This window comes from Methylobacterium sp. PvP105 (assembly GCF_017876975.1).
Lineage (GTDB): Bacteria > Pseudomonadota > Alphaproteobacteria > Rhizobiales > Beijerinckiaceae > Methylobacterium > Methylobacterium radiotolerans.
In genome coordinates this window covers 85965-106453 of record NZ_JAGIPA010000004.1, presented here as the reverse complement: position 1 = coordinate 106453, position 20489 = coordinate 85965, and the positions used below count along the sequence as shown (strand labels likewise).

The window sequence follows — 20489 nt, the reverse complement described above, 5'->3', positions numbered from 1 at the left end:
TCATAGCGAAATGATGACCCACCGCGTCTTCTCCCGGAACGGCCGCTCCTCTCGCGCCGTGCCGACCAAGCGGCTGCTCGCGGAGCCGATCGTGGAGCCGCTTTTCTACGGCTCGAACAAGTCGGGCATGGCCGCGGGCGAGGAGCTCACCGGCTGGCGCTACTGGCTCGCCCGGGCCGTCTGGGTCGGCACAGCCCGGCTGACAAAACTCAGCGTGCGGCTGCTGCACTTCGCCGGGCTCCACAAGCAGTGGGCGAACCGGCCGCTGGAGTGGTTCGGCAAGATCGACGTCCTGGTCACGTCGACCGACTGGGCCAACTTCTTCGCTCTGCGCGACGAAGCCGGCGCACAGCCCGAGATCGAGGCGCTCGCCCGGGCGATCAAGGCGGCGCTCGACGCCTCCTCCCCGCGCGTCCTCCAGCCCGGGCAGTGGCACATGCCCTTCGTGACATTGGCGGAGAGGGAAACCATCTCCGCCAACGAGCAGCTCGTCCTCTCCACCGCGCGCTGCGCCCGGCTGACCATCGAGCCCTTCGACGGGAACGCCGACTACGAGGCTGAGAAGGCCCGCTTCGAGCGCCTGGTCATCTCGAAGCCCGTCCACGCGAGTCCGGCCGAGCACCAGGCCACGCCCGACGTGTTCACCGGCCTGCGCCAGCCCTGGAAGCACCCGCACCTGCACGGCAACTTCCGCGGCTGGATCCAGCACCGGAAGCTCCTCGACAGCGAGGCGGTGTTCGACCAGCCCTACGCCGGCAAGGCTCTGTTCCTGCGCCCGGCCGACGAGACCGAGGCCGCCTGAGATCGCCGGCTGCTGGACATCCGGCGGCCACCTAGATAAGTCAGCGCTTACACACGAGGCCGCGATGAGCGAGACCGGAACGGTCGACTTCAAGGACGAGGAGGGAGGCACGTTCGCCTCCGTCACCGTCGGCATCATCCAGCTCGATGCCACGAACAAGCTGGAGCTGTGGCCGGGCTTCTACTTCACCCTGCCCGACCCCGACGCGAAGCCCGGCACGACGGTGCAGCTCTACGGGCCGCACGAGACCCGCGAGGCCGCGCTCGAGGCGGCCGGCACCCTGATCCTGGATCTGGCCGACGCCCGCGCGCAGGCCGTTGTCGAGGGGATCGCAGCGTGAACACGATCCAGATCCCCCTGCGCATCAAGCGCCTGACCCCGACCGCGATCCTGCCGACCTACGGCACCGATCAGGCCGCCGGCATGGATCTCCACGCCGACATCCCGCACCACATCACCGTGCAGCCGGGCGGCCGCGCGCTGATCCCGACCGGCATCGCCATGTCGCTGCCCGCGCACCTCGCGCTGTTCGTCTGCCCGCGCTCCGGCCTGTCGAACAAGTCCGGCATCACCGTCCACAACGGCCCTGGCGTGATCGACGGCGACTACCGGGGCGGGCTCGGCGTGATCCTGCACAACACCACGGACCAGCAGTTCCACGTCGCCCCGGGCGACCGGATCGCGCAGGGCGTGATCGTGCCGGTGTTCCAGGCCGTGTTCGAGGAGGTCGAGGAGCTCGACGAGACGGCGCGCGGCACCGGCGGCTTCGGCTCCACGGGCGTCAGCCAGGCCCCCTCCCCTCCCCTCTCGGTGCTGGACCAGGAGGTTCTTCTCCCGTCGGGCAAGCCGATGGACCGCAACAGCAAGATCGGTCTCCGCGCGCTCGCGCAGGAGGCGGCCGACCGGCGCCGGCACGAGGGTCCGCCTCGCTGGCTCGAAGCTGCCCCTGAGACCGGGGAGGAGCCCGCGTGAGCACGGTTCGCCCAGGGCAGATCTGGATCTCGAACACCCGCCTGCCCGGCGGCGAGGCCCGCTACGTGCGCGTCGACCGGATCGAGGTGCAGACCTCGACCCAGACGGTGCTCGGCCTCTCCCGCACCGTCGAGACGCAGATCGCCCGCGTCTCGACCCGCCCGGCCAGCCGGGCAGAGTTCCGCCCTACCAACCGCTTCATCCGGCTCGCGCGCTTCGCACGCTGCTACCGGCTCATCCAGGACACTCCATGATCGGGTTCACCGGCGCCAGCCGCACTGGCAAGAGCACCCTCGCGCGCCTCGCTGCCGCGAACCTCGGCTTCACCTACCACGAGATGAAGACGGCCGAGATCATGGCCGGCGGCGGCTTCGAGAACATCGGCAACCTGTCGATCGACGTGCGCATCGCCGCCCAGGAGTTCTACCTCAAGCGCTACGCGGAGATCATCGCCGAGCTGCCGCGCCCGGTGCTCGTCGACCGCACGCCGCTCGACCTGATCGGCTACATGATGGCCGAGGTGGGCATGCACGCGACCACGCCCGAACAGGGCGAGCGGATCCGCGTCTTCTGCGAGCGCGCCCTGTCGTTGGCGAACCGCAACTTCGGGATCATCTTCATCCCTGTGCCGCTGCCGACCTACCAGGTCGCCGACGGCAAGGCGCCGGCCAACCCCGCCTACCAGTGGCACACGCACTGGATCATGGAAGGCGCCGCCCAGATGATGCGCGGCCCGACGATGGTGCGGATCTCGGCGCTCGACCTGGAGACCCGGGTCAACGGCGTGTGCAATGTCATCGCCGAATGGCTGGATGAAAACTCGCTGAAACGGTCCGCTTCACCTCTCCAATGAACCGAACCACCTAACCGTTGATCCTTGGCGATCCGAAAAATTCAGCAATATGCCAAGATAACTAATTCCGAAGCTGGATTGATGTGAGCGTAGGCGTCGGTTGAGCGGCGGGCACGGCTTGTATGGTCAACAAAGTGTTCAAAAGAGAGAAGTTTCTCTTCGAAATTCGGTCATCATCCCTGATAGAATACCAGACACCATTTCTCTCGTAGCTGGCAAATGCACCGTAGACAGGATGATTTGTAGTTTGGATCAAAATCAACGCGCGCTGCCCAGCCAGCTTTCGAAACTCGAATTGGGCTTGGGCACTCGGTTCATTCGACGCCATCAACCTGTAATAGGAAGACCAAAGCTCGGCAACACCCAAATCTCCTCTTCCCATGAAATAGAAATCTTGTAAGCAGTTATCTTGTTGTTTATTTTCAAGTATAATACGATTTATTTCGATTTCCGGCAGAAATGCGATGTCATGGTCATTGCCACTGACACTGAGAGCGCCAAGTGCTGAGCGTGTCACAATATACGTCTCGCGCCTTTTTGTGAGCCCAGCGAATAGAAGTATTTCATTGCGACTGCGCTGCTTATAAATAGAAAGCAACTGAGCCCAAAGGCCGCGAGCCAAACCAGATGAGCTTACTGAATTAAAACAAGCAATATTTGCGTCCTCTCGGTTATCAGATACCGCCTTGGAAACGAACCCTCGCTCGTCGAACTTAATCGATACAACACCGTCATCCGCTTGTTGCATAGTGATGGCGCCAAGCGTATCGAGCGCATTGATTATCGCGATAGCCCTAAAATAATCACCGAACTCCGGCGTAAATCTGTTGGTCGAGAATACCAGCAACGGCAGCAAGGGAGAGTTAGAACTCGTCAACTTGAATATGTCATTGATTGATATTGGATCAGAAATTTGACTTATAAGATCATAACCAGTTGTCGCAGTATATTTAACAATTGGCTGATCGTTTGCAGAAAACATGCTGCTAAGCGAGCCGATTGGCAGCATGGCCCCTATGTTGCTTGATCCACCGCTTAAGTTTGCGCCCAAAGATTTGCTGCTCGTGATATCCGATACATTTAAAAAAGTCGGACTTTCCCGATTATACGATCGAACGATATTGGCCATAGTCTGCTGCGTAGAGGTGTAATTAATCGCTTCGTTGTAATCCTGTCTCTCCGCAACTATGCTTGTCACTCCGATGCGCGTGCACGATCCGAGAAATGCGGCCACGATCAAAATCGTTACGCGCCGAGCCATCGTCATGAGCAAATAATCCGTCTGCAAATAGATAGTCACACGCTCGAATATCAGCCCACTGAAGCCAATCACCCAGCGGGCCGGATCTGGAAAATTTGCTGATTAATCAGGATATCGGTCAGGGTTCTGAGGTCTTGGGATACCAGTGTCTGGTCTTTTTTTCTCTTTTTCTTTCTCTTCGTCTTTTTCTTTGTCTTCATCCTTATCGGGAGCGTCATCTTCACCCAAATCTGGATCGACTTTGTCTGGATAGCGGCCCATTGAAGCATTCGACATGCAGACCTCCCATTTCGACAATCTATTTATTCTGGATGTCGGAAACGAGGTAAAGTGCTATTTATATCACAGCGGAGGTTTTCTTTTTCAAAGCCTCCGTCATGAACCGGCCGTCCATATTTACTGATGCTGCGCTGCAAAGCCTCACGATGTCGGCCATTTCAGAGCGTCAAATTTGCTTGGCCGGTCAAGGCAAAGGCGCATTGCCGAAGCGTCGTTTCAAACGCGCCCGCTCAAGTATCTCGCCGAGCTTGATGTGGTGCAGGACGCTCGCAAGGCGGGCAACCCTACGTCAGTGCGGCAGGACGTTGAGCACATGTGGCATGAGACTGGCCAAGCGCATTGCACTCCTCAGCGTGCTGGTTTAGCACGGTAAGTCAGCGCTGACTGTGACAACCCGACGTCGCGTCGCTACAAATGAGTCGTGACGTCGAGCTGACGCGACGCGCACACAGACAGGGAGGCGAAAATGAGCGAGCGACACGAGTTTCATATCGCCTGCCGTGCTGGGGCCGCCGCGCTCAACAAGCACCGGCCCGGCACCAGCGCAGCGGCCCGGCTAATGGTCCTCGCTGGCCGCCTGATCGAGCCGCCGAAGGCGCCCAAGCGCGAAAGCCCGAATGCGAGCAAGAGCGAATGGCCGACGATGCGCGAGGAGCTGACCCGCAAGGCGCTCCAAGCGGTCCAGGACGCCAACGCCGCCCGCGACGCCGGGCGCATGACCGACCGAGACCTGTGGTTCGTGATCGACGCCCTGTTCGACGTGACCCACGGGCTGATCGCCGAGGACATGAGCGCCCTGCTCTACCGGGCGCGGCAGGAGCTCAAGGAGCATGCGCCGAAGTGAGCAAGGTGTTCCGCATCAAGGATGAGAACGGAGCGCCCGTCTACCGGGCCTTCAAGCACGAAGCGGTCCGGGTCGCGCGGCGCGCCTCGGTGAAGACCGACCGGGTGATCGAGATCGAGCGGATCGAGCTCGCGGAGATGCCGAAGCTCCAGCTCGTCGAGGCCCTGTTGAACGACCATGCCTGGAGCGAGGGCGAGCCCGTCGTGGTCGCCCGCTTCCGGGACGGAGACGAGATCGCCGGCAGCCTCGAGGAGGATGTGCCGCTCACCGACGAGGAGAACGAGGCGTGACGCTGATCGCGGGTTGGGACACCGAGACGACGGGATTGCAGCCGGGCGACCATCGGTTTGTCGAGGTCGCGATCCTCACCTACGAGCTGGAGTCTGAGCGGCTCGTGGATACCTACGTGACCAAGGTCGACCCGCAGCGCTCGATCCCGGCCGACGTCCGGCGGATCCACGGCATCGGCCCGAACGACATCGTGGGCTGCCCGACCTGGTCCGAGGTCGCCGAGGAGGTGCGCCGGCGCCTCGAGGAGCCGGTGTTCACCGTCGCCCACAACGGCGAGGGCTTCGACCTCCCCTTCATGAACTACGAGCTGGGCCGCATGCGGCTGCCCGCCCTGACCAAGCCCGTCCTCGACACGATGCTGCGCGGCCGGTTCGCCACCCCGAACGGCGCGGTCCCGAACCTCGGCGTGTTCTGCGCCGCCCTCGGCATCGACTACGACCCGTCCCAGGCGCACCGGGCGGAATACGACGTGGACGTGATGATGCGTGCCTTCTTCAACGCGCGCCGTTGGCGCGCCTTCAAGGACCCCGACCTCGACTTCCTCTACCCCGCCCAGGAGATCTCCCTTGCCGCGTAAGCCCGATCCGCTGAACGACTTCCTCGACATCGAGGCCGGCCGAAACCCGCGCTACGTCAGCTCCGTTTACCTCGCGTTCGAGCGGGGCATCCTCCGGGCACCCGGCTCGCTCATCAACCTCACCTGGTGGCCCCTCGTCACCATGCTGTCGGGCTTCGCCTTCCTGATCGTGGGCCTCGCTCTGTGGGTGCTGATCCGCCTGCACTTCGTGGTGTTCGGTCTGCTGGGTCATCTACGCCCGAAGTCCGTCCAGGGCAGTAAGTCAGTGCTGAGTTCCCACCGATGATCGCGGTCAACGACAATCTCACGATCGCGGAGTTCAAGGCCTACGCCGCGCCCAAGCCCTCGATCGCGATGGTGGTCGAGCACGACCCCGAGATCGCCCGCTACTACCTAATGGGCGGCAACGAGGGCTGGGGCCTCGTGCGCTTCGGCGCCTACCAGTTCGACCGGCGCATGCCGCGCCGGTTCATGGCCTTCCCGGTCGCGGCCGCGCCGCACCCGCTCTGCCCGGCGCACAGCTACACGCCGCCGGCCGCGCACCGCCCTCCCCTTCGCTCGAAGTCCCGTCCCTCTCACCTGCAGGTGGTCGCATGAACTGGCTCGCTCTCATCGCCCTGGCCCTGATCCTGTTCGGGACGGCCGCCTACGACTGGCGCGAGGGCCTCTACGGCTCGTGCGGCTTCAACATCATCCTCGGCACCGCGGCGCTCTCGGCCGGCGGCCTGATGGCCGCAGGCGTCCACTTCTGATCGCATTCAATCAAGCGAGCATGCGCCCATGATCGTCCTCGGCACCGAGATCCCCGACAGCGTCGTGACGGCGCTGACCCACTTCATCACCAGCGGCTCCGGCCCCACGGCCACCGCGATCGAGGGCCGCGCCACGTCGCTGCTCCTCGCCGCCGGCATCACCGACCCGAAGCGGATGGTCCCGCACCGGCTCGCAGACCGGCTCATCCAGAAGCTCCGCACGGCCGGGCAGATCCGGTGCGTGCGCCAGGGCCGGCAGCAGCGCTGGTTCGCCATCCCGTAGCCCATTCGCACAAGCACGAAAGCGAGCATGCCACCATGAAGGCTGTGAAGTTCCACGGGGCGAACCTGCGCCTCACGGCACCCAAGGACTGGGACGAGGCCAAGCACGGCAAGTGCCTCACGATCTACGGCCACCGGAAGGACGGCCAGGTCACGACCGTCTGGGAGCCGACGCCCGAGGAGCGCGCCCAGATCGCCGCCGGCGCCAACATCTGCATGGTCGTCGCGGGCCAAACCATCATGCCGGCCGCGATGCTCGTCGCAGACATCCCGGCAGTTCCCGAAGAATTTGCAGAAGCCGAGTAAAAATTCGGTTGCCATCCCCGAAGTCGCCTCACTATAGATAAGTCACTACTGACTGAGACGGCAAAGATCCACCAGTAGAATACACAGGATAACTATGACCTATTTCCTTCGTAACCTTCTGCTCGCCTCCGTTCTTGCTTGCGCGGCCTCTCCTGTCGCGGCGCAGACCTTTGTCCCGAACGTGCAGGGCACGGGTCAGCCGGGCATCGACGGCGGCACGATGATGATCTGGAACGCGCCGCCGAACTTCGACCCGACGACCAGCTTGCGGGTCGACCGGCACATGAACTCGGGCTCGGGGCAGATGTGGAACACCTACCACACCATCTGGGCGCTGGGCTCGACCAACCCGAACAACAAGGGCTTCGAGTGGGTCCTCACGGGTGAGCTCCACAACAACGCCCTCGCCTCCACGGGCGCCCAGAACGTCGCGGTGAACGGCACGGCCTTCAAGGAGTCGAACGGCATCGGACCGGTCGGTCCGACCTGGGCGGGCAACTTCAACTGCGCGGACATGACGGGCGAGGAAGACCCGGTCGCCTCGTGCATCGGCACCGAGATCGACGTGTCCACCACGGCCAAGGGCACCGACAAGAACCGGCAGCGCGTCGGCATCCAGATCTCCATGTCCGGCACGAACGGCGCCCACTCGGGCTACGGCATCATGATGGGCACCCCGGCCGGCGGCTGGATCGACCGCGGCATCGGCTTCCTGGGCCAGGGCGGGCAGTTCCAGATCGGCCTCGACACCACGCAGGCCTACTTCTCCAAGGCCGCGATCATGATGGCGCCGAACCAGTTCTTCGCGGTCGACGGCGACAACGACGGCAACTTCAAGCACTTCTGGGACTACGACAACACGGCGCTCCGCTACTTCACCCCGGGCGGCCCGATGCTGTCGGTGTTCGATGACGGCCTTGTCCAGGTCGGCCGGATCGCCGCCACGATCCCGCACACCCCGTCCTCGTCGTTCGGCGCGTGCGTGCGCGGCGAGCAGGCCTACGACACCGGCTTCTTCTACCAGTGCGTGTCGGACAACCACTGGAAGCGGGCCGCGCTCCAGGACTTCTGATCCTCGCACATCGTGACCGAACGGCCGGGGCTGGACCCCGGCCGTATGGCGGCAAGCGCGCATCAGCGCATGCGCGCAAGAGCGAAAGCTCCCTTCCTGATCCAAGTCGTTCCAGCCGCATCGCCGAGTTCTCGTAGCTATAACGAGACTGTCGAGAGCAAGAGAGCAACGACAACAGCAACAGAGAAGGAGAACACACAGATGAACGACGCGAGCACCACCGTGATGACTGCCGAAGCCGACGAGCTGGACGCTCTGCTGGGCGGTCTGGATATCCCCGACGAGACCATCGTCGACGTGCAGGCGGTCAGCGACGTCGCCGCCGACGACGTGATCGAGGAGCCGGCGACCGAGGACGGCCAGGTGGAGCTCGCGGCTACCGACGAGACGATCCTCGACGAGGAGACCGCCTCCGCGATCGAGGCCGAGATGCAGCTCCAGGAGGCCCGCGAGGAGGTCTACGCCAGCCACGAGAGCGGCCCGGTCATCGACCTCGCGGCGACCGACGTCACCCCGGCCACGCCCGCTGCCGCCAAGCCCAAGAAGGCTGCCGGCCCGGCGAAAACCCGCACCCCGCGGATCAGCGTCGATGCCCTGCCGGTCGACGCCTTCGTGCTCACCACCCTCGTGCCCGACGACCTCGAGGCGAACAAGGCGGCCGTCATCCGCGCCTGCCCGGCGCAGAAGAAGGTCCAGGAGAAATTCGAGAACCTCCTGGTCTCGATCCACCAGGGCAAGGCGCCGTCCACCTACGTGATGGACTGCTTCCGGGCGCTCGACGCCGCCGGCGAGATCACCTCGTCGGACATGGTCGCGGTGCTGAAGGCGACCAGCACCAAGAACGGCTCGAAGACCTACGCCGAGGGCACCGCCCGCAGCCAGGTCGGCCAGATCATGTCGCTGTTCCCCGCGCTCAAGATCGCGACCCGGGCCGGCAACAAGCTGACCGTGAACCCGGACAGCCTCCTGGTCGAGGCGCTTCGCACCCTCGCCGCCGGGCCCGCCCCGGCGGAAGCCGCCTGATCCACCGGGCGGGGCCGACGCGCCCCGCCCTCACCTCGATCATTCGCGCATTCGAGCAAAGGAGCTTTCGATCATGCTGGCGCCGTCGGCCGCCTACGCCATCGCCTCCCAGTGGGGCAGCTACATCCACTCAGCCGACCCCGGGGCCTGTTTCTACGCCTTCCACGCGGGCGATGGCCGGCCCGTCTCCGAAGAACATCGCACCCAGTGCCTCGCGCACCTCGACGGGACCGTGCTCCCCGAGGCCGAGGACCGGGTCAAGCGCACCTTCCCGCGCCGTCACGGCAAGCGGGGCCACGAGCACTGGAACGCCGTCGAGGACCTCAACGAGCTGCGGGTCCTGCGCGACTTCCTGATTGCAACCCCTCTGCGCGAAAGCGCGCATTAGCGAAAGGACACAAGCGACCATGAAGAACCGTCACATCGCCCTCGCCCTCTGCTGCCTGCTGGCCATCCCGGCGAACTCGATCGCCGCCCGCGCGGGCTGGGTCACGAACCACGAGGACGCCCCGAACGGGCACATCGAGGCGACGAACAAGGACGCCCCGAAGGCGGCCCCGGCCCAGACGCCGCGCCCCGACCAGTCCAAGCTGCCGACCGGCACGCCCGAGCAGATCCGGGAGAGCCGCAACTACCAGACCCAGGCGACCTTCATCGCCCTGAACGAGTTCGTGGACGGCGGCGCCTGCCCGAACGCCAAGTTCGACCCGGTCGGCGCGGCCACCCGGCTCTCCGAGGCCAAGTTCAAGACCGACGGCCTCGACCAGGTGAAGATCAAGGACCTCGCCGATCAGCAGCTCGCCTTCTACCGCGGCATGGAGGCGAAGCGCGCCTGCGACCTGATCTTCTCCGAGTTCGGGCCGACCGGCAGCGCCATCCCGGACGTGATCGTCAGCGCCGGCAAGAAGTAGGCCGCATTCGCTAAAGCGCGCATGCGATCAAGCCCGCATGCGCGCCCCGACACACCCAGCAATCGAGACGGAAATTCGACCATGCGCGCATGCGCTCTTTCGGCCATCGCCCTCGCTCTCGCCCTCACCTCCTCAGCCGGCGCCTACGAGGCCAAGAACGGCTCCCGCGAGATGAAGATCGTCCAGATCGCCTCGGTCAACGTCGTGGCCGCCTTCGTCTGCCGCAACGTCGAGCCCGACTCCGCAGGCCAGGCCGGCGCCATGAAGGGCTACGGCATCACGCAAGCCGATCTCGTGGACAAGCGCTACGCGGCCGACATCGCCGAGCTGACGGACAAGCTGCGCAAGGACCCGGTGAACGGCTGCAAGGGGATCGAGGAGGCGTTCGGACCCCAGGGCACCGTGATCCTCGGGCTCGTGAAGCCGCGCGAGCAGAAGAAGCCGATCACCGAGCGCTTCCCCGACGGCTCGCCGGAGAACAAGGCGGCGCTGCTGATGGCGTCGAGCTCCTACGTCCGGGGCCAGTGCAAGGACATGGAGATCAGCCAGGATACCTTTGTGTCGACGCTCAACGGCCTCGAGGTGCCCCAGGACCACATCAACAGCCCGGCGCTCGCCAACGAGGCGATGAACCAGGTGGCCGCCTACGTGAGGCACCCGAAGGGCTGTGACACCGCCTGGGGCCGCTTCGGCGACGAGGGCAGCGTGATCGCCCACGTCATCACCAAGAAGCACTGACGATCGCAAGGGCGCATGCGGGCAAGCTCGCATGCGCCTATTCGACCAACCCGCTCAAACGAAAGGACCTAGCCCCAGCATGAAGCGCGCCCTGACCACCCTCGCCTTGATCGCCGCGACTACCGCTCCGGCGCTCGCGAAGGAGAAGCCGATGACCAGCCTCGACCGGGTCGGCATCATGATCGCCGTCGCCCGGTTCGTGGACCACAACTGCGCCGGCATGCGCACGAACTACGAGGTGATGGCGCAGGCGGTGCGCGCCAACGGCGTCAGCCGGGCCGAGGTCGAGGGCAAGAAGGTCGCCGCTATCGCCCGCGACTGGGAGGAGCGCTTCCACCGGGGCGCGGTCGGGTCGAACTGCGTCGACCTCTACAGCCGGTTCGGGCGCCGCGGCACCACCCTGCCCGGCCTGATCGTGTGGCCGAACGCGCCGCAGGGCGAGTAAGGGAGCATTCGATCATGCGCGCATTCGCACGAACCGCCCTCCTCGTCGCTCTGATCGCCGGCCCGGCGCAGGCGCAGACCCACTTCCGGCACCAGTCGGAGCCCGACCACTTCGACAAGCTGAAGGCGATGGCCGCCATGTTCGGCGACACCCAGTATGCCGACAAGGCCTGCCCGGGGCTGCGGGTCGACGGCGACGCCGTGACCAAGACGCTCTACGCCAACGGCATCGAGATGATGGACCTCGAGCCCGAGGGCCCCGAGGAGATTTGGCTCGGCCAGCAGAAGCGCCGCGGCAAGCAGGGCGCCCGCACCGCATGCGAGGAGATCCTCGAGGTCTACGGGCCGGCCGGGAGCCGCTACCCCGGCCTCGTTTCGCCCAAGCGCTAAAGGGAGCATGCGATCATGACCGCAACCGCGCTTTCGCCCAAGCCCGACTACCTGCCCGGTCGCGGCTCGATCTGGCGCCACCACAAGGGCACCCGCTACCGCGTCGCCGCCGTCTCCCGACACAGCGAGAACCCGGGCGAGTGGCTCGTGACCTACGAGCCGGTCGAGGGTGGCGACGCCTGGACCCGGGCGCTGCTGTTCTCGGCCGACAACCAGTGGGCGGGCTTCGCCGATAGCTGGGTCGGCGACGGCGGCACCGACCGCTTCACCTACGTGTCGGGCCCGCGCACCTGGCGCGACGAGCCGCCGGCCGAGCCGACCCGCGAGCAGCTCCTGGAGATGCTGGACAACGTCTCGGCCGCGGCCCGCAACCTGATGATTCAGTTCGGCGGCCAGCTCTACCGGGACGATGCAGCCCAGCGCCGGCAGCTCGTGGACGAGGCGAGGGCGCTGTGTGACGGCCTGATCCGGGGCGAGGTCGCCTGACATGGTGCCGTCGATCAGCCACTACGGCAATTCCGGCGTCCGCGGCCCGGTCTACTCGGGCTTCGGGAGCGAGCCGTCCGTCGGCTTCTTCCTGATGGAGGCGGGGCTGATCGCCCTCTTCATCGCCGGCCTGGTGCTCCGGGCGCGACGCTGATAGACGGCGCGCTTTCGCGCATAGGAGCATGCGAGAATGAGCGCCTTCACCGACAAGATCTTCAGGCCCTTCTTTCATCCGGACGCGCAGCTCGCGTTCACGGATGGTGGCGAGACGATCACCGCGACGCTGCCGAACGGCTCGCAGATCACGCTCGGGATGAAGGACATGAAGTGGAAGGGCTCGCCGACGGAGCCGCTGAAGATGGTCCTGCCGCTCCTGAAGCAGGGCGAGACGAACGGCAGCGACGACGGCGACCGCGACCCGGTCTGACGCCGATCTGCTGGGGCGATATCGCAGCCCACTTGCTCTGGCAGAACCTGGCCCGCGCAGCACCCGCTGCTCGGGTCTTTTCGTGAGCGCTTGCGAGCGTGCGCGCATGATCGAATGGGCGAGAGCGCGCAAGCTCTCAGAAGCTCGCACAGCGTCGGGGCGCGCTCGCGCGCACGACGACAGCACGCAGCACGCGAAGCGTCTCAGCGACGCGCGCACGCGATCCCCGGCCTGGTCGAGCGGCCGGGCGGGCAGCGTTCAGACAAACCCGGGCCCTCCCTCGCTATAATAAGTCAGCACTGACTTGTTCGGTGTGCAACAGAGGAGAGGGCGGATGCGCCTCGTAACGCTGGCGGCCATGGTCGCACTGACGATCACGGCCACGACGGGAGAGGCTGCGGCCCGGGTCCGTCATCACCATCACCACCGGCACCACGCGCAGATCGTGGCGCTGGAGCCAGTCGCTGTCGAGGCGCCGGCCGAGGAGCCCAGCTTCCTCGATCAGCTTCTCGGGAAGACCAAGCGCGTCGTCGAGGCGCCGGTCCGCCGGATCAACCGCGGGCTGAACCGCCTCACCGACCAGGCCGAGGGCGGCTCCGTCCAGGCGATCGTCACCCAGGAAGCGGCCCGCGCCGGCGTGCCCCAGCGGATCGCCCACGCGATCATCCGGGTGGAGAGCGGCTACAACTGCCGGGCCCGCAACCGCTCGGGTGCGGCCGGGGCAGGGCAGCTCATGCCGGCGACGGCACGGGCCATGGGCGTGCGCAACCCGATGGACTGCCGCCAGAACATCGCGGGCTCGATGCGCTACCTGCGCCAGGCGATCAGCAGGGGAGGGGCCTCCTGCGCGGGCGTCTCGCTCTACAACACGGGCGTCGGCGCGCGGCCGCGCTGCACCAGTTACGGTCGCAAGGTGATGCACTTCGCCGGTCTGTGAGCATCAGGGCATTCGCGCATGCTCTCATGCCGGCATGCGCGAATGCCGTTTTAACAGTCGGGTCGAGAGTGACTGTGTGTCTGTCGACCGGTGCAACCGCGCCGATCCTGCAAACCGCCGAGGTTCCGCTCGCTTCGACCGCGAACGTCAGTCTCGAACCGCATCTGCCCGGCCTGGGCCGCGCTGCTGCCTCCACCGAACCCGCCGCTGCTGTAACCCCCACCTCCGGGCCAGTTTTGTTCCTTTGGTGCAGCCTGAGCGGTGGCGATCGTGAGCAGGAACGCACCGGCGATGAACAGGTGTCGTGCCATCAGATACTCCATTTGCCGAGCGCACGCCGGCGATCTGTCAACGAACGTGAACGCAAAATAATCCTCGCATCGCCACCCGACCCGGCTGAACGGCTGTCGTAGCTTCTGAGTGTCGAGAGCGACACGAGAGGAGCGACATGCACACCGAAAAGACCATCCTGGCGCTGATCGCCGGCTCCGACGCCGCGGTGAAGCGCGCGATCAAGGCGCTGGCGCCCGCGGGCTTCGACGGCCCGGACGCGGAGTTCCTGGCGGACATCCATCGCAAGCTCCCGCTCTACGACGACCGCATGACCCAGCGGCAATATCGCCGGGCCCGGAAGGCGCTCGCCGGCTACGCGGAGAAGCTGCTCGCAATCGCGAATGCGCGCATGGCCGAAATCGACCAGACCATCGAGGAGCCGGCGCCGGCAGTCGAACCCGCCCTCGAGCGCGTGCCCGAAGACGGCTATGCGTGGGGGAGCTGGTAGCTCAGCCGTGGAACGGCGGATCGTCGAGCATCGTGCCGTCGTCGTGGCGAGAGCCCGCGACCTCAGAGGGTGTCAGCTCCTTGGTCTCCTCGAGATGGACCACGTCCCACGGCTCGCCCGGATGCCGGGTGAACCGCATGCGGTAGACGTGACCGTGATCCTCGACGATCCGCACGGACTCGGGCGGCGCGTTCTTGGAGAAGATGAAGCTGGCGACTTGGTGGAACCCGGGCAGGCTCACCGTCTCCGTCGTCGCGGCCGCGATGATCGTGGAGCCCGTCACGGCCCCGATGATCGACATGGCCATGCGAACGCCGGCGAACGCCCTAGGGCGGCGCCGCGAGCGTCCGACCGGCAGGCGGACAACATTCCCACCGTAGTCGTCGTCGCTGCCCCCGGACCCGTGGGTCCAGATGTCCATTCCGAACGTGAGGGCGTCTTGAGCGAGATCCCTAATCGACTGATGCGATTGGGACATCGCCACGGCACTGTAGACTTGTCCGTGCTCGCGTGCGTAGTGAGCAAGCGTATCCTCGATCCGAGCTACGAGTTCGGAGCTCATGTCGTGGAAGCGATTGACCGACACCTCTGACATCGTGTGTGAGGCTCCCGGGATTTCTTGTGTGTGGTGTGAAGACGGGCCGCATTGCTTCCGGGTCGCCAATCACCCGGGGCCGTAGCTGTCCATAAATCGGACAGCGTTAACATGCTAGTGGGTTACGGGCGTAACCAGCGGTCGTGGTAGCGAAATTTTGCAGACCTCGCAGGTTTCCGTGACATTCCAACCGACACCGCAGGAAAAAATCGCTAATTTCACAACACGTTCATGAAGAAGCTGAGCCATGGAGAAAAAATCCCCTAAGTGCCGCAACCCAAACGCCAAAGTTTTAGCACGCCCAATCTTTAGGCAGCGGGTCATCACCAAGAAGACCTACCAGCGGAAGCCCCGGACCCCCTCCGGGGCTTCCGACGCTTTCAACCTATGGTGAGTCGTTCCGTTCCCTTTTTGTTCTAGCAATCGGTTCCTACACACGCCACGAAAATCTGAGCGACAGCGCGCTATAGATGAGACGCACAGCGCGACACGCGCCACATATCCACAGCGCATCCACAGCCAACAAGGAGACCTCGTGAAGCCCAACACCCTGCTGACCCTGGAGAACACCGTAACCTCACCGATCGAACACGGTGATGCCGGCGTGATCCTCAAGCCCGACGGCACCTTCAAGGTGTTCTCGACCGGCGTCGACGGCCCACTGACGCCCGCGCAGGAGGCACAGGGCCGGAAGCTGATCGCCCTCTCGATCGCCTTGCGCTACCCCGAGGTCATGATGGTCCTCGAGCGCATGGCGAACGATCCGGCCATCGTCGGCGACGGCATCGACACCGGGCCCAGCCACTAGAACCGGGCAGGGCGCTCTCGCGCGCCGTGTTGCCCATCTGCAACAGTCACCACTGACTTACCAGGAGACGAACGTGCTCACTCCCCACCAGACCCGCTACACGCGGGACAAGCGCCAGGTCGTCGTGAAGGACTGGATCACCCGGGTGTTCGGCCTGCGCACCCTGAACCTGCGCTTCCGGGCCGAGCGGGTCCTGGAGGAGGCGTTGGAGCTCGCCCAGGCGGCCGGCTACCCGCAGGAGAAGATCGCCGGGCTCACGGCCAAGGTCTACGCCAATCCGCCGGGCGCGCTGCGCCAGGAGGTCGGCGGCCTCGGGATCAGCGTGCTTGCCCTGTGCGAGACGGCCGAGATCTCCGCGGACGAGTGCGAGGAGGCCGAGATCCTCCGGGTGCTCTCGAAATCCACCGCCCATTTCAAGGCGCGGATCGAGCGCAAGATCGCCGACGGCGTGTGCAGCGAGGACCTGCTCGAGGAGGCTGCATGAACCGGATCATCACGCAGGACGGCACCATCATCGAGGACGGAGAGAGCCGCCCGTCCGACCTGATCCAGGAGGAGCCGTGAAGCCCTACGGCCGCCGGCGCGGGGACAGCGGCTGCTGCCCCGGCCACGACACCTTCCCGTCCGAGACCTACGCCAACCGGCGCAGCAAGCGGGCGCAGACCCGGGACACCGTGCTCCAGCACCAGCGCGCACGCGCCCAGCAGAAGCACGAGACGCGCGCAGCCCTAGAAGACCCCGAGCGCTGCCAGTAGTTCCCCGATCGTCATTCGCGCATTCTCGCATGACAGCAAGCGAGAACGCGCGAATGATCGGTCACGACGCAAACGGGCAGGAGATCGCCCTCGACGCCGACAAGCTCACCGGCACCCACCTCGCGATCATCGGCAACACGGGCGCCGGCAAGACGCACACGGTGCGCAAGGTCCTCGAGCAGCTCTGGGGCCACGGGGTGCAGATCATCATCGACCCCGAGCAGGAGTTCCACACCCTGCGCCAGCTCCACCCCTACGTGATCTTCGGCGGCCCGCACGCCGATGCGCCGCGCGGCGCAGCCTTCCGGCTCGCCCGGTGGATCCTGGAGACCAAGACCTCGGTCATCATCCAGTTCAACGACACCGAGGGTATGGACGCGCAGCGCCTCTGGATCGGCAAGTTCCTCGACGCGCTCATGACCCAGCCGCGCGACCTCTGGCAGCCCGCATTCGTCGTGATCGACGAGGCGCACCGCTACGCCCCGCAGTCCGGGCCGGCCGACACCTCTCGGCGCGCGATCTGCACGCTGATGAGCCAGGGCCGGAAGCGCGGGTTCACCGGCATCCTCTGCACCCAGCGGCTCGCCAAGATCACGAAGGACGCCACCGGCGAGTGCAACACCTGGCTCGTCGGCCGGGTCGGGCAGGTGCTTGACCGCAACGCCGCGGCGAACAATCTGGGCTTCCCGCTCAAGAGCGACGAGGCGCTGGGTCTACGCGACCTCGACCCAGGCCAGTTCTGGGGCTTCGGCATCGCCATCGGCAAGCAGCCGGTCCTCATCTCCGTCGCGCCCACGCAGAGCAAGCACCTCAAGCTCGGCGAAGCCTTCGTGCCGACGAAGCTGGTGAACAGGCCGCGCCTACCGAATGAGTCGCCCTGGTTGGCCAAGCTCGCCGTCGCCGGCGTGCTCATGGCCTTCGTCACCCTGGTCGCGCTGCTTCCGCATCTCGCCTGATGCAACCCGACGCTCTCGCGCTATAGTCAGTCAGCACTTACTCACGACCGGAGCACAGCACATGGACCTCCTGATCCTCCCCACACTGACCGGCACGGCCGGCGCCGCCATGATCCTCGGCTCCTTCGCCGTCTCCCGGTTCATCCTCGCCGGCGCCCGCAAGCGCGCGGCGCAGATCGAGGCGGGCGCCGAAGACCTGGTGCAGTATCGGGTGCGCCAGACGCTCGGCTACATCGACGACGTCCGGGCGCGCTGGCGCCGAATGGACGTGCAGGGCGGCCTCAACGTCGCCGCGGCGCTCGCCGAGCACTTCCGGCTCACGGCTCAGGTCCAGGAGCTGAGCGAGGAGAACGCCGACCTGCGCACAGAGCTCGAGGCCTACAAGGTCGACTCGGTGGAGCAGGGGAGGGCGGCTGACGCCTACGCACGGCAGGCTGGCGAGGCCAACGCCGTGATCGACCACCTGACCTGGGCGATCAACGAGAGCGGCAACTCCATCCACCTGCCCGGGCACCTGGCCGAGGCCCACGCCGAGAGCCTGATCCGCACCGGCTTGAAAGGTCGTATTGGCCGGACAACCCGCACCATCGGGCGCGCCGCGTGATGACCAAGCCGCCGATCGACGGGCTGACCGCGCAGATCGCCACCCAGTCCTGGCTCGCCGAGTGGCGCCGGGCCTGGGTGCGGCTCCACCCGACCAAGGAATGCCCCGTGCTTGCCTGGGAGGCATACTCCTCGGCCGAGCAGGGGTTGATGATCCGAGCAGTGAAGGCGGCCATCGCCGCAGCCAGCCTGGAGAACGTCGCCGCGGTCATCGCCCGACGCGCGGACTGAAGCCACGAGATTTGTCGGATCGCCTACTAATTATCTGTCAAGTAGCTGATCATACGTATGCAGCAAGCAGACAACCTAAGACGCTGTGACAGGCGACCGAAAGAAAATCAGCACTGACTGACTTATTGACAAATTGACGACTAGCGCGTATATCAGGTCGAAGTCGCTTGCCCGGCCACCGAAGGCGATGATTTAAATGGACGTTTTAGAATTTTCTATAGAAGCAGATGTCACCGAGTTCGATAGGGAACCTAAGTTCTATCGCGATAAGGCGCATCGCAAGCCCGTTCTTGTCAAAGAAGATGGCAAGCCTAGCACAGTAGTTGTTGATTACTCGGATTTCATAGAGATGCTGGAAGCTCTCGAAGCCGCTCTTAACTTATTGAAAATTGGCGACACTAAAAGTGACCGCCAAGCTTATACAATTGACAATCTCCCGCCAGACGTCGCTCAAATGATTCTGGAAGCGCCGCCGTCTGATTTGGAGGAATATGAATATTAGGATTTCGCATTGTGATACCACCAGCACCACCCACACCAGGCACTGTTGTTAGATTTAATTACCTATGGGCACGCGAGCGTAGGGAGGGCGAGACAAAGCCTAAGAAGGTTCGCCCCGCAGTTTTGATGATCGCGAGAGATGCGGCATCAGGCCAATGCTTAGTAGCGCCGATAACGCATTCTCCTCCCGAGGAGCCGGATGCAGGCATTGAAATCCCAAATAAAATTAAAGAGCGACTCGGTTTGGACGCGGACCGCCAATGGGTAATCTATACGGAAGTAAATCTGTTTCCTTGGCCCGGAACCGACTTACGACCCGTCCCCGATAAAGAACCGGCTACAGTGATTTACGGCCAATTTCCTAAGAGTTTCTTTGAAAAAATATATGATTATATGGCCGCAGAAGTTAGGCGCGCTGGGGCCAACTTCGAACAAACTCCTCGATCTTAAATGTGTGCGGAGGACCAGCTTGCTACTGATCCTCCGCATCCAGCTCGGTTGACCTAGCCACTGAAAGGTTCGGGAGGTTCACGAGGCCTCCCGGCCCACTCCCGGGCTGCCAGCTTGCTCCAGCGGCCCGACGTGATCGTATAGATAATCGCGCGTCTGCGCCCGAAATCAAGAGGGTAGGGGAGCCGTAAGCGTAGCCGGCACGGCATTCCATCCCGGAACCATGGATTCCACCGCCATCGGCCTGTAATTACTAATTTACTACTTATCTATACTTCTAATTACAGGCCCATGGCACCGGATATTCCCGAGCGCCCCGTGCCACGATCCGGACCAATCCGAGCTTGACGCGCGTTCACAGTTCAGTCACCACTGACTTGCCACACAGCCCCAGCCGACACGTTCGTGCTGCGCAGCTACGTTGTCAGAGCAGACAACGCGCACACAGGAAGTCAGTCAGCGATGACACACCTTCTCCCATCGGTCGGCGACCGGATCCGCCTCCTCGAGATGCCGAACGATCCGTGCCCCATCGAGCCGGGCAGCCTCGGCACCATCCTCTACGTCAGCGCCGGCCCGGGCCAGATCGGCGTGAAGTGGGACAGCGGCCGGACACTGCACCTGGTCATCGGCGTCGACGTCTTCGAGGTGGTCGCCACGCACCGCGTCGTCCTGATCGAGGACTGCGCCTACACCCGCTACGAGCTGCTGATCGAGGCGACCGACCCGGACCAGGCCGCCGGCATCGCCCGCGAGATGGTCACGGACGGCCGAGCCGGCGCGCCCCGCATGGAGCACCGGGACGACGCGCTCCCCTACGTCACCGACGTCATCAACCACGAGGGCGAGGAGTGCGCCTTCAGCGAGGAGCATGGGCACGATGGCGTCATGGTCCCGGACCTGCTCAAGGCGCGCGACACCTGCGCCGACGTGATCGAGTCCATCGACGATTTCGCGGTCGCCTGTGGTCGGGCCCAGCACACCGACACGGGCGAAGCGTGGGACCTGCTCAACCGGATCCGCACCGCGCTGTTCGAGGCGCTGCCCAAGGACATGCAGCAGGAGGCGACCGCCTACCTGCACGAGCGGGCGACCACGGCCGAGCGTGAGGACGCCATCGAGGCCGACCACGCCCAGCACGCCATGACGGTGAGTGCCTGAC

At 64.7% G+C, this 20489-nt stretch carries 37 protein-coding genes; 34 read left to right on the top strand and 3 right to left on the bottom strand.

Annotation, left to right across the window (positions count from 1 at the left end):
* Window positions 1-10 precede the first annotated feature (10 nt).
* From J3A75_RS33255 to J3A75_RS33235, 5 genes are all read left to right on the top strand, one after another.
* Window positions 11-802 (top strand): hypothetical protein, encoded by a 792-nt coding sequence (locus tag J3A75_RS33255; protein WP_209651144.1) that lies wholly within the window; start codon window positions 11-13, stop codon window positions 800-802.
* Between the two features lie 64 nt (window positions 803-866).
* The gene (locus J3A75_RS33250) at window positions 867-1142 is read left to right on the top strand and encodes a hypothetical protein (RefSeq protein WP_209651143.1); all 276 of its coding nucleotides are present in this window, start codon (window positions 867-869) and stop codon (window positions 1140-1142) included.
* Window positions 1139-1774: a dUTP diphosphatase gene (gene dut, locus J3A75_RS33245; RefSeq protein ID WP_209651142.1), complete on the top strand. Its 636-nt coding sequence runs from the start codon at window positions 1139-1141 to the stop codon at window positions 1772-1774. The genes J3A75_RS33250 and dut overlap by 4 nt, the downstream gene beginning before the upstream one ends.
* On the top strand, window positions 1771-2028 hold the full coding sequence (locus J3A75_RS33240) for a hypothetical protein (protein WP_209651141.1): 258 nt from the start codon (window positions 1771-1773) through the stop codon (window positions 2026-2028). The genes dut and J3A75_RS33240 overlap by 4 nt, the downstream gene beginning before the upstream one ends.
* Complete coding sequence (locus tag J3A75_RS33235) at window positions 2025-2627, top strand: AAA family ATPase (protein ID WP_209651140.1); 603 nt, start codon at window positions 2025-2027, stop codon at window positions 2625-2627. The genes J3A75_RS33240 and J3A75_RS33235 overlap by 4 nt, the downstream gene beginning before the upstream one ends.
* 61 nt (window positions 2628-2688) lie before the next feature.
* Here J3A75_RS33235 and J3A75_RS33230 read toward each other — a convergent pair whose 3' ends face one another.
* Together J3A75_RS33230 and J3A75_RS33225 are read right to left on the bottom strand one after the other, a co-directional pair.
* Entirely contained in the window at window positions 2689-3960 is a 1272-nt protein-coding gene (locus tag J3A75_RS33230; RefSeq protein ID WP_209651139.1) for a hypothetical protein, read from the bottom strand.
* Between the two features lie 30 nt (window positions 3961-3990).
* Window positions 3991-4164, bottom strand: a complete 174-nt coding sequence (locus J3A75_RS33225; protein WP_209651138.1) for a hypothetical protein — start codon at window positions 4162-4164, stop codon at window positions 3991-3993.
* Between the two features lie 469 nt (window positions 4165-4633).
* On the opposite strand from J3A75_RS33225, the gene J3A75_RS33220 reads away from it, so the two are divergent.
* From J3A75_RS33220 to J3A75_RS33120, 21 genes are all read left to right on the top strand, one after another.
* Window positions 4634-5011 (top strand): hypothetical protein, encoded by a 378-nt coding sequence (locus J3A75_RS33220; RefSeq protein WP_209651137.1) that lies wholly within the window; start codon window positions 4634-4636, stop codon window positions 5009-5011.
* On the top strand, window positions 5008-5301 hold the full coding sequence (locus J3A75_RS33215; protein ID WP_209651136.1) for a hypothetical protein: 294 nt from the start codon (window positions 5008-5010) through the stop codon (window positions 5299-5301). Before J3A75_RS33220 ends, J3A75_RS33215 begins: the two co-directional genes overlap by 4 nt.
* The gene (locus J3A75_RS33210) at window positions 5298-5879 is read left to right on the top strand and encodes a 3'-5' exonuclease (protein ID WP_209651135.1); all 582 of its coding nucleotides are present in this window, start codon (window positions 5298-5300) and stop codon (window positions 5877-5879) included. Before J3A75_RS33215 ends, J3A75_RS33210 begins: the two co-directional genes overlap by 4 nt.
* The gene (locus tag J3A75_RS33205) at window positions 5869-6165 is read left to right on the top strand and encodes a hypothetical protein (protein ID WP_209651134.1); all 297 of its coding nucleotides are present in this window, start codon (window positions 5869-5871) and stop codon (window positions 6163-6165) included. The genes J3A75_RS33210 and J3A75_RS33205 overlap by 11 nt, the downstream gene beginning before the upstream one ends.
* Window positions 6162-6476 (top strand): hypothetical protein, encoded by a 315-nt coding sequence (locus tag J3A75_RS33200; protein WP_209651133.1) that lies wholly within the window; start codon window positions 6162-6164, stop codon window positions 6474-6476. The genes J3A75_RS33205 and J3A75_RS33200 overlap by 4 nt, the downstream gene beginning before the upstream one ends.
* Window positions 6473-6631 (top strand): hypothetical protein, encoded by a 159-nt coding sequence (locus J3A75_RS33195; RefSeq protein WP_209651132.1) that lies wholly within the window; start codon window positions 6473-6475, stop codon window positions 6629-6631. The genes J3A75_RS33200 and J3A75_RS33195 overlap by 4 nt, the downstream gene beginning before the upstream one ends.
* A gap of 28 nt (window positions 6632-6659) precedes the next feature.
* On the top strand, window positions 6660-6914 hold the full coding sequence (locus J3A75_RS33190) for a hypothetical protein (protein ID WP_209651131.1): 255 nt from the start codon (window positions 6660-6662) through the stop codon (window positions 6912-6914).
* 35 nt (window positions 6915-6949) lie between these two features.
* Window positions 6950-7219 (top strand): hypothetical protein, encoded by a 270-nt coding sequence (locus tag J3A75_RS33185; RefSeq protein ID WP_209651130.1) that lies wholly within the window; start codon window positions 6950-6952, stop codon window positions 7217-7219.
* 94 nt (window positions 7220-7313) lie between these two features.
* The gene (locus tag J3A75_RS33180) at window positions 7314-8291 is read left to right on the top strand and encodes a hypothetical protein (RefSeq protein ID WP_209651129.1); all 978 of its coding nucleotides are present in this window, start codon (window positions 7314-7316) and stop codon (window positions 8289-8291) included.
* A 201-nt stretch (window positions 8292-8492) separates the two neighbouring features.
* Window positions 8493-9314 carry a hypothetical protein gene (locus J3A75_RS33175; protein ID WP_209651128.1) on the top strand — a complete coding sequence of 274 codons (822 nt, stop codon included), beginning with the start codon at window positions 8493-8495 and terminating at the stop codon, window positions 9312-9314.
* A gap of 73 nt (window positions 9315-9387) precedes the next feature.
* Window positions 9388-9702: a hypothetical protein gene (locus J3A75_RS33170; protein ID WP_209651127.1), complete on the top strand. Its 315-nt coding sequence runs from the start codon at window positions 9388-9390 to the stop codon at window positions 9700-9702.
* A 19-nt stretch (window positions 9703-9721) separates the two neighbouring features.
* Window positions 9722-10225, top strand: a complete 504-nt coding sequence (locus J3A75_RS33165) for a hypothetical protein (protein ID WP_209651126.1) — start codon at window positions 9722-9724, stop codon at window positions 10223-10225.
* Window positions 10226-10306: 81 nt separating this feature from the next.
* On the top strand, window positions 10307-10963 hold the full coding sequence (locus tag J3A75_RS33160; protein WP_209651125.1) for a hypothetical protein: 657 nt from the start codon (window positions 10307-10309) through the stop codon (window positions 10961-10963).
* A 79-nt stretch (window positions 10964-11042) separates the two neighbouring features.
* Complete coding sequence (locus J3A75_RS33155; RefSeq protein WP_209651124.1) at window positions 11043-11408, top strand: hypothetical protein; 366 nt, start codon at window positions 11043-11045, stop codon at window positions 11406-11408.
* A 14-nt stretch (window positions 11409-11422) separates the two neighbouring features.
* Window positions 11423-11797, top strand: coding sequence for a hypothetical protein (locus tag J3A75_RS33150; protein ID WP_209651123.1), 375 nt, complete (start codon window positions 11423-11425; stop codon window positions 11795-11797).
* A 15-nt stretch (window positions 11798-11812) separates the two neighbouring features.
* A complete protein-coding gene (locus J3A75_RS33145) occupies window positions 11813-12283 on the top strand; it encodes a DUF1653 domain-containing protein (protein ID WP_209651122.1) in 471 nt (156 codons plus the stop codon).
* Between the two features lies 1 nt (window position 12284).
* The gene (locus tag J3A75_RS33140; RefSeq protein ID WP_209651121.1) at window positions 12285-12437 is read left to right on the top strand and encodes a hypothetical protein; all 153 of its coding nucleotides are present in this window, start codon (window positions 12285-12287) and stop codon (window positions 12435-12437) included.
* 36 nt (window positions 12438-12473) lie between these two features.
* Entirely contained in the window at window positions 12474-12710 is a 237-nt protein-coding gene (locus J3A75_RS33135) for a hypothetical protein (RefSeq protein ID WP_209651120.1), read from the top strand.
* A gap of 334 nt (window positions 12711-13044) precedes the next feature.
* Entirely contained in the window at window positions 13045-13647 is a 603-nt protein-coding gene (locus J3A75_RS33130) for a lytic transglycosylase domain-containing protein (RefSeq protein ID WP_209651119.1), read from the top strand.
* A 74-nt stretch (window positions 13648-13721) separates the two neighbouring features.
* Complete coding sequence (locus J3A75_RS33125) at window positions 13722-14060, top strand: hypothetical protein (protein WP_209651118.1); 339 nt, start codon at window positions 13722-13724, stop codon at window positions 14058-14060.
* A gap of 35 nt (window positions 14061-14095) precedes the next feature.
* The gene (locus J3A75_RS33120; RefSeq protein ID WP_209651117.1) at window positions 14096-14428 is read left to right on the top strand and encodes a hypothetical protein; all 333 of its coding nucleotides are present in this window, start codon (window positions 14096-14098) and stop codon (window positions 14426-14428) included.
* A gap of 1 nt (window position 14429) precedes the next feature.
* On the opposite strand, the gene J3A75_RS33115 is transcribed toward J3A75_RS33120, so the two are convergent.
* Complete coding sequence (locus tag J3A75_RS33115) at window positions 14430-14735, bottom strand: hypothetical protein (RefSeq protein ID WP_209651116.1); 306 nt, start codon at window positions 14733-14735, stop codon at window positions 14430-14432.
* Between the two features lie 823 nt (window positions 14736-15558).
* On the opposite strand from J3A75_RS33115, the gene J3A75_RS33110 reads away from it, so the two are divergent.
* From J3A75_RS33110 to J3A75_RS33075, 8 genes are all read left to right on the top strand, one after another.
* Entirely contained in the window at window positions 15559-15831 is a 273-nt protein-coding gene (locus tag J3A75_RS33110) for a hypothetical protein (protein WP_209651115.1), read from the top strand.
* 73 nt (window positions 15832-15904) lie between these two features.
* Window positions 15905-16315 (top strand): hypothetical protein, encoded by a 411-nt coding sequence (locus J3A75_RS33105; RefSeq protein WP_209651114.1) that lies wholly within the window; start codon window positions 15905-15907, stop codon window positions 16313-16315.
* 76 nt (window positions 16316-16391) lie between these two features.
* Entirely contained in the window at window positions 16392-16586 is a 195-nt protein-coding gene (locus J3A75_RS33100) for a hypothetical protein (protein WP_209651113.1), read from the top strand.
* 53 nt (window positions 16587-16639) lie between these two features.
* Window positions 16640-17542, top strand: coding sequence for an ATP-binding protein (locus J3A75_RS33095; protein WP_209651112.1), 903 nt, complete (start codon window positions 16640-16642; stop codon window positions 17540-17542).
* A 61-nt stretch (window positions 17543-17603) separates the two neighbouring features.
* Entirely contained in the window at window positions 17604-18146 is a 543-nt protein-coding gene (locus tag J3A75_RS33090; protein ID WP_209651111.1) for a hypothetical protein, read from the top strand.
* On the top strand, window positions 18143-18376 hold the full coding sequence (locus J3A75_RS33085) for a hypothetical protein (RefSeq protein WP_209651110.1): 234 nt from the start codon (window positions 18143-18145) through the stop codon (window positions 18374-18376). The genes J3A75_RS33090 and J3A75_RS33085 overlap by 4 nt, the downstream gene beginning before the upstream one ends.
* Before the next feature lie 196 nt (window positions 18377-18572).
* Window positions 18573-18878 carry a hypothetical protein gene (locus tag J3A75_RS33080; protein ID WP_209651109.1) on the top strand — a complete coding sequence of 102 codons (306 nt, stop codon included), beginning with the start codon at window positions 18573-18575 and terminating at the stop codon, window positions 18876-18878.
* A gap of 911 nt (window positions 18879-19789) precedes the next feature.
* A complete protein-coding gene (locus J3A75_RS33075) occupies window positions 19790-20488 on the top strand; it encodes a DUF4314 domain-containing protein (protein ID WP_209651108.1) in 699 nt (232 codons plus the stop codon).
* The last annotated feature ends 1 nt before the right edge of the window (window position 20489 follow it).

What these genes read in the sequence shown, in the direction of transcription:
- J3A75_RS33255 (WP_209651144.1), top strand. Translation starts at nt 11, where the DNA reads ATGATGACCCACCGCGTCTTCTCCCGGAACGGCCGCTCCTCTCGCGCC.
- J3A75_RS33250 (WP_209651143.1), top strand. Translation starts at nt 867, where the DNA reads ATGAGCGAGACCGGAACGGTCGACTTCAAGGACGAGGAGGGAGGCACG.
- J3A75_RS33235 (WP_209651140.1), top strand. Translation starts at nt 2,025, where the DNA reads ATGATCGGGTTCACCGGCGCCAGCCGCACTGGCAAGAGCACCCTCGCG.
- J3A75_RS33225 (WP_209651138.1), bottom strand. Translation starts at nt 4,164, where the DNA reads ATGTCGAATGCTTCAATGGGCCGCTATCCAGACAAAGTCGATCCAGAT.
- J3A75_RS33220 (WP_209651137.1), top strand. Translation starts at nt 4,634, where the DNA reads ATGAGCGAGCGACACGAGTTTCATATCGCCTGCCGTGCTGGGGCCGCC.
- J3A75_RS33200 (WP_209651133.1), top strand. Translation starts at nt 6,162, where the DNA reads ATGATCGCGGTCAACGACAATCTCACGATCGCGGAGTTCAAGGCCTAC.
- J3A75_RS33195 (WP_209651132.1), top strand. Translation starts at nt 6,473, where the DNA reads ATGAACTGGCTCGCTCTCATCGCCCTGGCCCTGATCCTGTTCGGGACG.
- J3A75_RS33190 (WP_209651131.1), top strand. Translation starts at nt 6,660, where the DNA reads ATGATCGTCCTCGGCACCGAGATCCCCGACAGCGTCGTGACGGCGCTG.
- J3A75_RS33185 (WP_209651130.1), top strand. Translation starts at nt 6,950, where the DNA reads ATGAAGGCTGTGAAGTTCCACGGGGCGAACCTGCGCCTCACGGCACCC.
- J3A75_RS33180 (WP_209651129.1), top strand. Translation starts at nt 7,314, where the DNA reads ATGACCTATTTCCTTCGTAACCTTCTGCTCGCCTCCGTTCTTGCTTGC.
- J3A75_RS33175 (WP_209651128.1), top strand. Translation starts at nt 8,493, where the DNA reads ATGAACGACGCGAGCACCACCGTGATGACTGCCGAAGCCGACGAGCTG.
- J3A75_RS33170 (WP_209651127.1), top strand. Translation starts at nt 9,388, where the DNA reads ATGCTGGCGCCGTCGGCCGCCTACGCCATCGCCTCCCAGTGGGGCAGC.
- J3A75_RS33165 (WP_209651126.1), top strand. Translation starts at nt 9,722, where the DNA reads ATGAAGAACCGTCACATCGCCCTCGCCCTCTGCTGCCTGCTGGCCATC.
- J3A75_RS33160 (WP_209651125.1), top strand. Translation starts at nt 10,307, where the DNA reads ATGCGCGCATGCGCTCTTTCGGCCATCGCCCTCGCTCTCGCCCTCACC.
- J3A75_RS33155 (WP_209651124.1), top strand. Translation starts at nt 11,043, where the DNA reads ATGAAGCGCGCCCTGACCACCCTCGCCTTGATCGCCGCGACTACCGCT.
- J3A75_RS33150 (WP_209651123.1), top strand. Translation starts at nt 11,423, where the DNA reads ATGCGCGCATTCGCACGAACCGCCCTCCTCGTCGCTCTGATCGCCGGC.
- J3A75_RS33145 (WP_209651122.1), top strand. Translation starts at nt 11,813, where the DNA reads ATGACCGCAACCGCGCTTTCGCCCAAGCCCGACTACCTGCCCGGTCGC.
- J3A75_RS33140 (WP_209651121.1), top strand. Translation starts at nt 12,285, where the DNA reads ATGGTGCCGTCGATCAGCCACTACGGCAATTCCGGCGTCCGCGGCCCG.
- J3A75_RS33135 (WP_209651120.1), top strand. Translation starts at nt 12,474, where the DNA reads ATGAGCGCCTTCACCGACAAGATCTTCAGGCCCTTCTTTCATCCGGAC.
- J3A75_RS33130 (WP_209651119.1), top strand. Translation starts at nt 13,045, where the DNA reads ATGCGCCTCGTAACGCTGGCGGCCATGGTCGCACTGACGATCACGGCC.
- J3A75_RS33120 (WP_209651117.1), top strand. Translation starts at nt 14,096, where the DNA reads ATGCACACCGAAAAGACCATCCTGGCGCTGATCGCCGGCTCCGACGCC.
- J3A75_RS33115 (WP_209651116.1), bottom strand. Translation starts at nt 14,735, where the DNA reads ATGGCCATGTCGATCATCGGGGCCGTGACGGGCTCCACGATCATCGCG.
- J3A75_RS33095 (WP_209651112.1), top strand. Translation starts at nt 16,640, where the DNA reads ATGATCGGTCACGACGCAAACGGGCAGGAGATCGCCCTCGACGCCGAC.
- J3A75_RS33090 (WP_209651111.1), top strand. Translation starts at nt 17,604, where the DNA reads ATGGACCTCCTGATCCTCCCCACACTGACCGGCACGGCCGGCGCCGCC.
- J3A75_RS33080 (WP_209651109.1), top strand. Translation starts at nt 18,573, where the DNA reads ATGGACGTTTTAGAATTTTCTATAGAAGCAGATGTCACCGAGTTCGAT.
- J3A75_RS33075 (WP_209651108.1), top strand. Translation starts at nt 19,790, where the DNA reads ATGACACACCTTCTCCCATCGGTCGGCGACCGGATCCGCCTCCTCGAG.